The 12,869-nt window shown below is 63.1% G+C and carries 12 protein-coding genes; 7 read left to right on the forward strand and 5 right to left on the reverse strand.

Annotated features, from left to right (window positions below; translation table 11 throughout):
* Positions 1-27: 27 nt before the first annotated feature.
* Entirely contained in the window at positions 28-927 is a 900-nt protein-coding gene (locus tag CQ14_RS26350) for a LysR family transcriptional regulator (RefSeq protein WP_057860741.1), read from the forward strand.
* A gap of 57 nt (positions 928-984) precedes the next feature.
* Positions 985-1,386 carry a nuclear transport factor 2 family protein gene (locus tag CQ14_RS26355; RefSeq protein WP_057860742.1) on the forward strand — a complete coding sequence of 134 codons (402 nt, stop codon included), beginning with the start codon at positions 985-987 and terminating at the stop codon, positions 1,384-1,386.
* Between the two features lie 100 nt (positions 1,387-1,486).
* On the opposite strand, the gene CQ14_RS26360 is transcribed toward CQ14_RS26355, so the two are convergent.
* Positions 1,487-2,317 carry an enoyl-CoA hydratase gene (locus tag CQ14_RS26360; RefSeq protein WP_057860743.1) on the reverse strand — a complete coding sequence of 277 codons (831 nt, stop codon included), beginning with the start codon at positions 2,315-2,317 and terminating at the stop codon, positions 1,487-1,489.
* A gap of 118 nt (positions 2,318-2,435) precedes the next feature.
* On the reverse strand, positions 2,436-3,137 hold the full coding sequence (locus CQ14_RS26365; protein WP_057860744.1) for an SDR family NAD(P)-dependent oxidoreductase: 702 nt from the start codon (positions 3,135-3,137) through the stop codon (positions 2,436-2,438).
* A gap of 171 nt (positions 3,138-3,308) precedes the next feature.
* Here CQ14_RS26365 and CQ14_RS26370 point away from each other — a divergent pair, with 171 nt between their 5' ends.
* From CQ14_RS26370 to CQ14_RS26385, 3 genes are all read left to right on the forward strand, one after another.
* Complete coding sequence (locus tag CQ14_RS26370; RefSeq protein ID WP_430650219.1) at positions 3,309-5,078, forward strand: acyl-CoA dehydrogenase family protein; 1,770 nt, start codon at positions 3,309-3,311, stop codon at positions 5,076-5,078.
* Between the two features lie 51 nt (positions 5,079-5,129).
* Positions 5,130-6,218: a Zn-dependent alcohol dehydrogenase gene (locus CQ14_RS26375; protein ID WP_057860746.1), complete on the forward strand. Its 1,089-nt coding sequence runs from the start codon at positions 5,130-5,132 to the stop codon at positions 6,216-6,218.
* Between the two features lie 401 nt (positions 6,219-6,619).
* Positions 6,620-8,467, forward strand: a complete 1,848-nt coding sequence (locus CQ14_RS26385; protein WP_057860748.1) for a WG repeat-containing protein — start codon at positions 6,620-6,622, stop codon at positions 8,465-8,467.
* Positions 8,468-8,514: 47 nt separating this feature from the next.
* Here CQ14_RS26385 and CQ14_RS26390 read toward each other — a convergent pair whose 3' ends face one another.
* The 3 genes from CQ14_RS26390 to CQ14_RS26400 all read right to left on the reverse strand — a co-directional run bounded on the left by CQ14_RS26390 (position 8,515) and on the right by CQ14_RS26400 (position 11,072).
* Positions 8,515-8,868 carry a nuclear transport factor 2 family protein gene (locus CQ14_RS26390; protein ID WP_057860749.1) on the reverse strand — a complete coding sequence of 118 codons (354 nt, stop codon included), beginning with the start codon at positions 8,866-8,868 and terminating at the stop codon, positions 8,515-8,517.
* Positions 8,869-8,907: 39 nt separating this feature from the next.
* Positions 8,908-9,438, reverse strand: coding sequence for a hypothetical protein (locus tag CQ14_RS26395; protein ID WP_156435438.1), 531 nt, complete (start codon positions 9,436-9,438; stop codon positions 8,908-8,910).
* A 161-nt stretch (positions 9,439-9,599) separates the two neighbouring features.
* Positions 9,600-11,072 carry an amidase gene (locus CQ14_RS26400; RefSeq protein ID WP_057860782.1) on the reverse strand — a complete coding sequence of 491 codons (1,473 nt, stop codon included), beginning with the start codon at positions 11,070-11,072 and terminating at the stop codon, positions 9,600-9,602.
* Positions 11,073-11,248: 176 nt separating this feature from the next.
* On the opposite strand from CQ14_RS26400, the gene CQ14_RS26405 reads away from it, so the two are divergent.
* The gene (locus CQ14_RS26405; protein WP_057860751.1) at positions 11,249-12,250 is read left to right on the forward strand and encodes an ABC transporter substrate-binding protein; all 1,002 of its coding nucleotides are present in this window, start codon (positions 11,249-11,251) and stop codon (positions 12,248-12,250) included.
* 17 nt (positions 12,251-12,267) lie between these two features.
* On the forward strand, positions 12,268-12,825 hold the full coding sequence (locus tag CQ14_RS26410) for a GNAT family N-acetyltransferase (RefSeq protein ID WP_057860752.1): 558 nt from the start codon (positions 12,268-12,270) through the stop codon (positions 12,823-12,825).
* Positions 12,826-12,869: the final 44 nt, after the last annotated feature.

Genomic DNA, 12,869 nt, shown 5'->3' on the forward strand with positions numbered 1-12,869 from the left:
CCACAAGTTACTGAGAAAAATTCATCAATGCGGATTGACCCTTCCGACCTAGCGACCTTCCTGGCCATCGCCCGGCACCGCAGCTTTCGTGCGGCCGCGACCGAGCTTGGGGTTTCGGCCTCGGCGCTGAGCCACGCGCTGCGCAATATCGAGGAGCGGCTGGATCTGCGGCTGATCAATCGCACCACGCGCAGCGTCGCGCTGACCGAAGCCGGCGAGCGACTGTTCTCGCGGATCAGCCCGGCGTTCCGCGACATCGACGACGCGCTGGAGGATCTCAATAATTTCCGCGGCAAGCCGGCCGGCACGCTGCGCTTCAACGCCGCGCGGCAGTCGACGCAACTGGTGCTGCTGCCGATCGTGACGCGTTTCCTGAAAGAGTTTCCCGACGTCAGCGTCGAGATCGTCATCAACGACGCGCTGATCGATACGGTCGCGGCCGGCTTCGATGCCGGCGTGCGATTCGGCGAAACCATCGCCGCCGACATGATCGCGGTCCCGATCGGCCCGCGGCATCGTTTCGCGGTCGTGGGCTCGCCCGGCTATTTCAAGACCCACAAGCCGCCGATCACGCCGCATGACCTCAAGGGCATGCCGTGCATCCGTTACCGCTTCACCAGCGGCGCGATGTATCGCTGGGAGTTCGAGCGCGGCGGCATCGAGGTCGATATCGACGTCGAGGGGCCGCTGACGCTGAACGACCAGGACCTGATGGTCGACGCGGCGCTGGATGGCGCCGGTCTCGCCTTCGTGTTCGAGGCGCAGGTCGAGGAGCTGATCGCCAAGCGCAAGCTGGTGCGCGTGCTGGCCGACTGGTGTCCGGCCTATCCCGGCTTCTTCCTGTATTATCCGAGCCGGCGGCAATTGCCGGCGGCGCTGCGCGCGTTCGTCGATTTCGCGCGCGGGGGCGGGGCGGTGGTCGATTGATAATGCTTCCACCGAAGTCTAGCCTTCCCTGGGTGACTTCGCAGGGGAGAGCCGATCATGGGCGTCGATCCAGGATCCGTGCGGAAGATCTTTGCCGGCCTCGAGCATGGCGATGGTGCCGGCTTCTTTGCCCATGTCGCCGATGACGTCGACTGGACCGTAATGGGCACGCATCCGCTCGCCGGTCGCTATTTGTCGAAGGCCGATTTCATCGCCGGCACGTTTGCCAAGCTGGGCAAGGTGCTGCCGAACGGCGCTCAATTGCACGTCGACAATCTGATCGTGAAGGACGATGTGGCGATTGTCGAACTGCATTCCGAGGCGATCGCGAAAAACGGTTTTCGCTTCGACAATCATTATTGCTGGGTCTGCTACTTCAAGAGCGATACCATCGTGCGCGTGCGCGCTTATCTCGATTCGGTGATGGTGGCGCGGCTGTTCGCCGAGAACCCGATCTAGTTTCGTAGCCCGGATGGAGCGAAGCGTAATCCGGGACCGGTCCACCCGCATTGAGAGCTGCCCCGGATTTCGCTTCGCTCCATCCGGGCTGCAAGGCGCCTCACTTGCCCCTGAATACCGGCTTGCGCTTCTCGATGAAGGCCTGCACCGCTTCCTTGTGATCGGCGGTCACCTGGGTTCGGATCATGCGCTCCGCCTCATGGTCGCGCGCCGTGGCGAAATCGAACATCAAGGCTTCGTCCAGATTGTCCTTCATGTAGCGGATTGCGATCGTCGGCCCTTCGGCGATCGATTTGGCGAGCGCGAAGGCTTCCGCCTGCAGCCTGTCGTCGGGGACCACGCGGTTCACCAGGCCGATGGCCTCGCACCTGGCGGCATCGACTCTGTCGCACGTGAACATCAATTCGCGTGCCCGCGACGTGCCGACCAGGCGGGTCAGGAGCCAGGCGATGCCATAATCGCCGCTGAGGCCGACCTTGAGGTAGCCGGTGGAAAGGAATGCCGATTGCGCTGATATTCGGATGTCGCAGGCCAGCGCCAGAGCGAGGCCGGCGCCGACCGCGGCGCCGGGCAGGGCGGCAATGGTTGGCTTCCGCACCGCGACCAGCGCGCCGGTTAGCAGGCGCTGCCGCTCCTGCAGATCGGCGACGCGCTCGTCATGGGACATTGCGAGCTTGGTCTTGTCGCGGTTGGCCCCCATGCCCTTGACGTCGCCGCCGGCGCAGAACGCGGTGCCGGCGCCGGTCAGCAGCAGCGCGCCGACCTCGGGATTCTCACCGCAGGCCTTGATCATGTTGCGCAGGGCCGGGGTCAACGTGTCCGAGAACGCGTTCCGCGCTTCGGGGCGGTTCAGCGTGATGATGGCGACACGATCGCGGATCACGCAGAGCAGTTCGTCGGTGCCGGTATCGATTTTGGTTTCGGTGGTCATGTGTCCCCCTGTTGTTGTTTGTTTCGTCATTGCGAGCGAAGTGAAGCAATCCATCCTGCGGCGAGGAAGCGTGGATTGCTTCGTCGCTCCGCTCCTCGAAATGACGGTGGTGGTCGCCTCAAAACTTCTCCACCCACGGCCGCAATTCCACTTCCCAGGTCCAGGCGCTGCGCGGCTGTTGCAGCACGTTCCAGTAGCTCAGCGCAATCGCGTCGGGATCGAGCATCGAGTCCGGCTTATCGGTGGGCTCGGTGCGGGCAGCGCTGCGGATGCCGCCGTCGATGACGAAATGCGCGACATGGATGCCCTGCGGCGACAATTCGCGCGCCATGCTCTGGGCCAAGCCGCGCAGCGCGAATTTTCCCATCGCGAACGGCGCCGACTGCGCGTAGCCCTTGACGCTGGCGGACGCGCCGGTGAACAGGATTGCGCCGTGCTTGTTCGGCAGCATGCGCGTTGCCGCCTGCTGCGCCACCAGAAAGCCGCCGAAGGCGGAAACCGCAATCGCGTTTGCAACCTCGGCCGGAACCAGTTCGGTAAAGGCGCCGCGTGCCCGTCCGCTGGCATTGTAGACGACGAGGTCGGGCGTGCCGATCTCGCGCTCGACCATGCCGAACAGACGCTCGACTTCCTCGGCCTCGGTGGCGTCGCAGGCAAAGGCGCGGGCGCCGGTTTCGGTGCAGAGCGCGCCGAGTTTTTCGATCTTGCGCGCGGCAAGCGCAACCTTGATCCCTTCGCGCGCGAACAGCCGCGCCAGCGATGCGCTCAATCCCTCGCCGACGCCGACGATCAGGGCAATCTTGTACTTTGGAGTTTCCATGGGGCGGTCCTCGGATGGTGGGACTTAAGTATCTAGGAACCCGTTTCCGACTGGCAATCGTCTGTCATGGGGCGGCCCTCCAATTATGCGTGTTGACGGCGCGTCCGCCTGCGTTATCGGTAGATGATCAAGATCGGGCGGAACGAACAAGGGCCAAAAATGCATCCACTCATGCAAGATCGCGGAGCGGCGTCTGCCAACCAGCCGGGATTGCTCGCGCCTGACACGACAGGGATGAATTTCTACCGCGCCGATCCGGCGTTGACGGATCTGCTGCGGTTGCACTTGCCCGATGCGCTGTTCCGCCATATCGAGCCGCATCTCGATCGCCTCGGCGAACTCGCCGGCGGCTATCTCGACGAATGCGCGCGGCTTGCGGACCGCCACACGCCGGTGCTGCATCAGCGCGACAAGTTCGGCCGCGATACCCAGTATATCGAATACCACCCGGCCTATCGCGAGCTCGAAAAGGCCGCGTTCGGCGAGTTCGGCATTCACGCGCTGTCGATCCGCAAGGGCATCATGGGCTGGCCGGACAAATATCCCGTCGTTGCCAAGCACGCCTTCACCTTCCTGTTCAATCAGACCGAGTTCGGCATGGGTTGCCCGATCAACGTCACCGACGGTTGCGCCAAGCTGCTCAACAATTTCGGAAGTGACGCGCTGAAGGCAAAATATCTCGACGGGCTGACGCAGACCGACATGCGCAAGCTGACCCAGGGCGGCCAGTTCATGACCGAGAAGGAAGGCGGCTCCGACGTCGGCACGCTGACGACGCGGGCCGTGCAGGACGGCGACCACTGGCGGCTCTATGGTGAAAAGTGGTTCTGCTCCAATGCCGATGCCAAGGTGGTGATGCTGCTGGCGCGTCCCGAGGGCGCGGGCCCCGGCACGCGCGGCGTCGGCCTGTTCCTGATGCCGCGCTTCCTCGACGACGGCTCGCAAAATCACTACCGGATCGTGCGCCTGAAGGACAAGCTCGGCACCCGCTCGATGGCCTCGGGCGAAATCAAGTTCGAAGGCGCGATTGCGTATGCGGTCGGCAAGCTCGATCGCGGCTTCGTGCAGATGGCCGAGATGGTCAACTCATCGCGGCTGTCCAACGGCGTCAAATCGACCGCGCTGATGCGGCGGGCGCATCACGACGCGATGACGGTGGCGAAGAACCGCGTGGTCTTCGGCCAGCGCATCATCGACCTGCCGCTGGCGCAGCGGCAATTGATGAAGATCATGCTGCCGACCGAGCAGGCGCTGTCGATGAGTTTTCTCACCGCGGATGCGCTCGATCGCGCGGAAGCCGGCAGCCAGGATGCGGCGGCGCTGCTGCGTATTTTGACGCCGACGCTGAAATTTCGCGCTACGCGTGACGCTCGCAAGGTCTGCGGCGATGCTTTGGAGATGCGCGGCGGCATCGGCTATATCGAGGAGTTCGCCACCGCCAGGCTGTTGCGCGATGCGCATCTCGGCTCGATCTGGGAAGGCACCGGCAATATCGTCGCAATCGATGCGCTGACGCGCGCGGTCGGCCGCCACGGCGCCGATGCCGCGCTCGCCGCCGATCTGCATGCGCGCCTCGACGACAGCGCCAGCGTGCCGCAGGCGTGGCGCGACCGTTTGCGGGAATTGACCGATTGTGCCGTTGGCTTTGCCCGCGAAGTCGCCGCTAGGCGCGACAATGAGGGCGATGCGCGGCGCGCCACCAGCCTGCTCTATCAGGTCGCGAGCGCCGTCGCGCTGGCCTGGGAGGGCGGACGCATTCACGAAATGCGTGGCGACGCCAAACGGCTCCTGCTCTCGCGGATGGTGATCGACCATCGCGTCGCGGCGGGCGATCCGTTCCGCTTAACGGAAAATGCCACCCAGCGCGCGATCACGGATCATCTGCTCGGCGAACGCGATGTCGGCATTGCCGAGGTTGGCGAATTGCTCGTCGCAGCGTAGGCTGATTTCAATACTGGTTCAAAAATAACAGAAATATAGAGGGAGCACCCGATGAAGGCCGCCGTTCTGCACGAAGTCAACCAGCCGCTGGTGATCGAGGATGTCAGCGTGCCGAACCCCGGCCCGCGCGAAGTCCTGATCCGCACCCGCGTCGCCGGCCTCTGTCATTCCGACCTGCATTTCATGGAAGGGCTCTACCCGCATCCGCTTCCTGCGGTGCTCGGGCATGAATCCGCCGGCGTGGTCGAGAAGGTCGGCTCCGACGTCACCTATGTAAAGCCCGGCGATCACGTCGTGACGTGCCTTTCGGTGTTCTGTGGCACCTGCGACAACTGCACCACCGGCCGCACCGTGCTCTGCACCGACACGACCGTGAAGATGCTGCCCGGCGCGTCCAACCGCCTGTCCTGGGCGCGGTCGGAGAAGCTCAACCAGTTCCTCAACCTGTCGTCCTTTGCCGAGCAGATGCTGGTGCACGAGAACGCCATCGTCAAAATCCGCAAGGACATGCCGCTGGAGCTGGCGGCCTTGATCGGCTGCGGCGTCATCACCGGCTATGGCGCGGTTGTGAACACCGCAAAGGTTCAGGCCGGCGAAACCGTGGCGGTGATCGGCTGCGGCGGCGTCGGCATGGCCGCGATCAATGGCGCCGCCATCGCGGGCGCCGGCCGCATCATCGCAATCGACACCAATCCCGCCAAGCTACAGCTGGCGACCAAACTAGGCGCCACCGACATCGTCGATCCCGCCCGCGGCGACGTGGTGCAGCAGGTCCGCGAGCTCACCGGCGGCGGCGTGCATCATTCCTTCGAGGTGCTGGGGCGCAAGGAAACCGCCGAGCAGTCCTTTGCAATGCTGGCGGCCGGCGGCACCGCGACCATCGTCGGCATGATCCCGTTCGGCCAGAAGATCGAGCTGCACGGTTTTGATTTTCTCAGGGAGCGCCGCATCCAGGGCTCGTCGATGGGCTCCAACCATTTCCGCGTCGACATGCCCCGCCTCGTCGAGTTCTACATGCGCGGCAAGCTGCATCTGGAGGACTGGATTTCGGCCAAGCTGAAGCTCTCCGAGATCAACGAGGGCTTTGCCAACATGAAAGCCGGCAAGACGCTGCGCAGCGTGATCGTGTTTGATGCGTAAGACGCGCCCAACTTGTCATGCCCGGGCTTGACCCGGGCATCCATCAATCTTCACAAGAGGCCTTCCTTCGAAGTGGATGGAGTGCCGGGTCAAGCCCGGCAATGACGTCGCTGGCTTATCGCGACACATGCGCCGAGACCGGCTCTCGCTCTGCCTGACACGCTCCCGCCATGGATTGTCCCTAAACCGTTGACGATAGGTGAAGGCTTTACAGGGCCATGGCAGTACGCAGTTGGTCGAAAGTCGCCGCGGTTTTGGCTGTCATGCTCACGCATGGCGCCATCGCGCAAGACAAAGCACCAGACCTGACGCCAGCCGGCAGAGTTGTTCTCGAGAGCATGCTCTCGCCGCCAGCCTCTTCCGGTTCAGGCAATTCCACGACTTTTCCGCTGGCGACGTGCATGTTTCCCGGCGGTCTGTGCGGTGCGGTTCGTCGTGACGGCACGGTTGCCGTACCTCCGCGCTACGATTGGGTTGGAAAGTTCTCGGACGGCCGCGCCGCTGTGCGCCTCGGTGGCCTCTACGGGTTCGTCGACGAAGAGGGGCGCGAAGTCGTCAGGCCGCAATACCATATCGTCGACGACTACAGTTTTGGTTTCGTCCAGGTCGATGTCGCCGGCAAGTCTGGCTTGATCGACCGCGACGGCAAGATGGTCATTGAACCCAAATATGGATTCATCCGTGCCATAGGTCCCGATCGTTTTGCTGTTGCGGATCGTCGGCAACTGCACGGAATGATCGGCGCTGAGGACTTTTCCGGTACCTGGGCCGAGTTCACGCCCGCCGGCGGCGTGAGAGTCGGTGTCGCCGGGCTGTCCTTCGAACCCGGGAATGGATTTGTCCCCATCAACCTTGCGACCGAAATCATCGACATGGCGGGGCAGCGGATCGAAGCGCGCCGCACCGCGCAGGCTCCCGCATTTGACAAGGACGATCCGTCGATCCGTTGGATGAACAAGGATGGATTGTGGGGGCTGGCGCGCGCCGACGATAGCTGGCTCATCGAGCCGAGATTCTCGTCCGCAAGTTCGCTGATAGATGGCCTGGCGCGCGTGTGGGTCAACGGCAAGGCCGGCTTCATCGATCGGGCGGGCAATTTCGTCATTCCGCCCGTCTTCGATAGGGCAGAAGAGTTCAGCGCGGGTGTCGGGCGCACATCGGTCGAACGAGAGGGCATTGTCGGTGTGATCGACAAGACCGGGAGCTGGCTGTTCCGAACCGACTACCAGCGGATCCATCTTGCGACCAGCTTCGGCAAGGATCGCGATCCGGCATCCATGTTCGGCTGGTACTTCAAGAAGGCCGAGCGATGGGGGCTTCTCGACCTCGATGGCCGCGTGGTGCTCGACGCGGATTTCGACCAGACGGTCCAGCGATGCGACGATGGACGGCTGGTCGCGTACAAGAACAAGGAATGGCTCTACTTCAAGGCGGACGGCAGCCCTCTGCAGCCGCCGGACGGCCGGCTCATCGACGCGTCATGCGGCAGCATTCCGCCATACACGATGAAGATCGGCGACAAGTTCAGGCTGGTCGATGCCGCCTCAAATCCTTTGACACAGCTGCAATTCGATGAAGTTCGCTGGGCTGGACCGGGGGTCAAGAACGTCAAGGTCGACGGCAAGTGGGGGCGCATCGGCGCCGATGGCCGTTGGCTGCTCGAACCAAGGTTCGACTACCTTTCGGCCGGTCTTGATATTTTCGTCGCATCAATCGACGGCAAGCGCGGCTTCATACGATCGGACGGCAGTTGGCTGATCGAACCGAAATTCGACGCAGCCGCGCGGCGGCGAAACAGCGACACAGCTTTCGTGACGTTCTCCGGCTCGACCGGCGTGCTGCGGCTCAATGACCAGACCTGGGTCGCCCCACCGCGGCCCGGCGTCATGTGCGATGTCGTCCATACGCTCGTGTCGGAAGCCGGTGGCAAGCGCAGCATTCTGTCCCCGACCGGGGAGACCTGGATCGATATCGACGCCGAGCGGATCGGCGCCAATCTCGAATTCGGTTTGCTGACATTCCTCAAGAACGGCAAATGGGGGCTGGTGGATACCGCCGGTCAAGTAATGGTCGAGCCGCAGTTCGACGATCCCGTCTATTTCTCCTCCGGTTTTCGCGGTATCGCCTGGGCCAGGCGTGACCACAATTGGTGCGCCATCGATCGGCGTGGCCGTGCTGTCTCGGGCATTGCATGCGTCGATGCCAATCCCACGCCGGGCGGTCGATTCGAGTGCAAGGTCGAGCCGTGACTTCTGTGAGCTTCCAACGGATGCTGGCCGGCTAAGACAGTCGGGTCCTATCGCGATACATGCGCCGACACGGCGAGCCATTTGCCGTTCCGCTTCGCCCAGCAATCGGTATAACGGCCATGGGCCTGCTGACCGTCGGCGGTCGTGTAGCTGGTGGCGGCGTGGATGATGGCGAAGTCGCCGAGCACGCGGATCTTGACGTCGTGCGCGGTGAGATTCTTGAGCGTCACCGGCTTTGCGGTCTGTTGCAGAAACGCCGCCCGGTCGACCAGCGACTTGTCGGGATTGGAGCAATAGAAGTCGGGGCTAAGGATTTCGTCAAAGCGTTTGACGTCGGAATTCTGCACGGACGCGACATAGTCGTGGTTGAGCTCTGTCAGCTCGGCGAGGTCGTTATTCATGATTTCCTCCGGTTCTTGTTCGTCAATGCAGAGCGGCCTTTACACTGTTCTCGGCGAGCGTTTGATCACGACGCGGACGAGCGAACCAAGCACGTAACCCGCAAGCGAGAAGGCGACTGGCGGCAGAAGCTGCTTGAGGTCAAAGATGGCTCGAGACAGGAATTGTTCAAGCGCCGGTGGCGCCAGCAGAAGGTCCAGGTTCAGGAAAACAAGCGGCGATATCGCGAGCAGCGCCAGCCGGAGCCGGTGTTTGGCAAAGATGCATAGTGCTGCAACGATAACGGTCGTGGCGCCGAGCAGGCCATAGGCGACCTGGAAGCCGAGCGCGTGGCGGATGTTGAAGCCGGTGGCCAGCAACAGACCCCAAGCAAGGCCGGCGATCAGAAGCGCCGTGTCGTCGATGCGCCGGAAAGGCGGCAGATACCCCAATGCCAGGAAAGCCAGGATCGACAGGGTAGGCCAGGCCGCGACAAAAGTGCCATGCATCAGCCCCCACGAGTGGAATGTTGGCCAGCCGAGCGCGGCATAGGCATAGCCAAGCGGCCACATCAGCAGGAAGCCGGCGATCACCGATATGACGATTTGAACAAAGGTCCTCATGACGCGTCAATACCATTACAGCTTGTCCCCTCATGCTGAGGAGGCGCGCCAGCACCGTCTCGAACGATGAGGCCCGATTACGCCTCATGCTCCGCGCGCACGCAATGACGTCGCAGGTAAGTTTTCGCCTCTCAATCGTCAAACATCGGCGGTGGCTTGAAGCCGCCGAATTCGCGCTCGATCAGTTCGGCGAGTTTTAGCGGCGTGCGGTCTTCCAGCCAGGGGCCGACGATCTGCACGCCGATCGGTAATCCTCCCGGAGAAAATCCGGTGGGAATTGCGGTCGATGGCAGGCCGGGCAGTGTCGCGATGCCGGGCCAGGAGAGCATGTCGGGATAGACGTGGTCCTTGCCGTCGATCTTGATGCGGCGCTTCTCCTGATCATCCGAATGATCGTGCGGATAGGCCGGTGTCGGCATGATCGGGCAGATTACGACATCATAAGTCTTGAACAATTCGCGCCATTGCGCGCGCAGGCGGGCGCGCGCGCCGTCGTCCATCAGCCAATTGCGGTGGCTTTGCGCTATGCCGCGCAGGCGTTCGGCGGCGAGGCTTGTCGCGCTCGCCGGCAGCGCGGCGACGGCGGCCTGCGCGCCGGCATAGACCTCCGGCGGAAACGATGCGCCGAGGAACGACATCAGCATCCGCATGTAGAGGCGGGATGTCTCGGCAAAGTTCGGCAGCAGCGGGCTCTGGCGATCGACCTTGACGCCGGCCTTTTCGAGATCGGCGGCGAGCTTGTGGATCGTGCCGCGCACCACTTCGTCGGTCGGCATCACCGGATCGGTATCGACCACCAGCACGCGAAAATCCTTCAGCGCGGTGTGACGTGGAGCCGGCAGTGCGAGCGTGTAACCCTTGCCGGCCTCCAGCGGATCGGGGCCGGCAATGGTGTCGAGCAGCAGCGAGAGATCGGCGGCGCTGCGGGCCATCGGGCCGATCACGGCGAGGTCACGGTCGAGCGGCAGCGGCTGGAACGGCGGCGGTGTGTGGCCGCGGCCGGGCACCAGCGCAAAGGTCGGTTTGTGCGCGTAGACGCCGCAATGAAAGGCGGGCACGCGCAAGGAGCCGCCGATGTCGGAGCCGAGTGACAGCGGGCCGTAGCCGGCCGCGAGCGCGGCCGAGGATCCGCCGGACGAGCCGCCCGGCGTGCGGCCGAGATCGAAGGGATTGTTGGTGGTGCCGTAGATATCGTTGTAGCTCTGCCAGTCGCCGAGCCCGAGCGGGACGTTGGTCTTGCCGAGGATGACGCCGCCGGCGTCCTTGACGCGCGAGATCGACAGCGCATCCTCCACAGGCCGGAAATCCTTTTGCGCCGGAATGCCCCAGGTCGTCGGCAGCCCCGCAATATTGTAGGATTCCTTCACGGTCAGCGGGATGCCGAGCAGCAGCTTCCTGACGCCGCGCGCCAGTTCGGCGTCGGCGGCGCGGGCGGCGGCCAGGCCGCGCTCGAAATCGCGCACGCAAATCGCGTTGATTTTCGGGTCGTGCCGTTCGATACGGCCGATCGCATCCTCGGCGAGTTCGACCGCGGACACCTTTTTCGCGGCAAGTGCGGCCGATAGTTCGACGGCGGTCTTGAAGCTCCATTGCGATTTGGCCAAGGCGTGCTCCCGGTCTGTCGTTCGATGCAGGCCGCGGATGATGCTCAGTTTGGGCGCACGCGGCAAGAGCAATGGTTGTACAGTGGCGGCTCGGTCGCGCTGCTACCCCTTGGCGAAGCCGCCGTTTGCGCGCTAGTCTGCCGATCAACAAAAAATGAAAATAACGGGAGGCTCCGATGAGATCGGCGTGGATCGCAGGCGCGGTGATTGCCGTCACGATCGGCCATGCGACGATGGCGGCGCACGCCGCGGAAATCAGGTTGGCCGAACAGTTCTCGATGGGCTACCTGCAATTCAACGTCATGAAGCGCGACCGGCTGATCGAGAAATACGCCAGCCAACGCGGCCTGAAGGATTTCAAGGTTTCCTGGCAGCGCTTCAACGGGCCGGTGGCTATGAACGAGGCGTTGCTGTCCAATTCGACCGACATCGTCAGCGGCGGTGTGCCCGGCCTGATCACGCTGTGGGACAAGACGCGCGGCACCTCGTTCGAGGTCAAGGGCATCTGTGCGCTGAGTTCGCAGCCGTTCCTGCTCAACACCGCCAATCCCGCGATCAAGTCGATCAAGGATTTCACCGAGCAAGACCGGATCGCGGTGCCCTCGATCAAGGTGTCGGTGCAGGCGGTGCTGCTGCAGATGGCGTCAGCCTTAGCCTTTGGCGATGAGAACTACGCCAAGCTCGATCCCCTTACGGTGTCGATGTCGCCGCCGGACGCGACGATTGCGCTGTTGAGCGGCGCGGGCGGCATCAGCGCGGCCTTCAGCGTGCCGCCGTTCCAGTTCCAGCAATTGGAGCAGAACAACATCCGCACGGTGCTGTCGTCGTTCGATGTGCTGGGGCCGCACACGTTCACGGTGGCCTGGACTTCGGCGCGGTTCCGGAAAGAGAATCCCGAACTCTACGCCGCCTTCCTCGACGCGGTGAAGGAAGCGACCGCGATCATCGCGGCCGACCCAAAGGGGACCGCGCAAAGCTGGATCAACGACAGCAATTCGAAGCTGCCGCTGGAGATGGTGACCAAGGTGGTGACGGCTTCCAATGTCGAATGGACGATGACGCCGGCGGCGACAATGAAATTCGCAAAGTTCATGCGCCGGGTCGGTACCACGAAGAACGAGCCGGCGTCGTGGAAGGAGATGTTCTTTCCCGAGATCGGCGATCTGAACGGGAGTTGAGGAGTCCGGGAAATTTTATGTCACCGATTGCGAAGCGAAAATTCCCCGAGCTGTCCACCCAGCGGCTGACGTTGCGCGCCGCGATGCCGAAAGACGTCGCTGCGTTTCAGGCAATGCTGTCGATTCCCGACGTCACCCGATTTTCCAATTGGCCGGATGCGCCGACCAAGGCGCAAGTCGAACGTTCGTTGCGCTGGATGTCCAAGGTCCACGGCTCCGGCAAGGGCTGCGCCTGGATCATCGAGGTCAGCGCTTCCAAAGCACTTGCCGGCGCGATCCGTTTCAACAGTTTTGAAAAGAAATGGCGCTGCGGCGAGATCGGATACGAATTGCATCCGGATTACTGGGGCAAGGGACTGATGACGGAAGCGGTCAAAGCCGTGGTGGCATGCGGCCACCAGACCTTCAAGCTCAATCGTATCGACGCCTGGACGTTGCCCGGCAACAACGCGTCGGACCGCGTGCTGGAAAAGTCAGGCTTTCAATATGAGGGAACGCTGCGGCAGAAAGCCTGGTTCAAGGGCGCCTTCCACGACTTTCGCATGTTTGGCAGGATCGCGGGAGACGCGGCCTAGAGCATGATCCGGAAAAGTGCGTAGCGGTTTTCCCTCGCGACAAA

The sequence above is a fragment of the Bradyrhizobium lablabi genome (assembly GCF_001440475.1).
Classification (GTDB): Bacteria; Pseudomonadota; Alphaproteobacteria; order Rhizobiales; family Xanthobacteraceae; genus Bradyrhizobium; species Bradyrhizobium lablabi.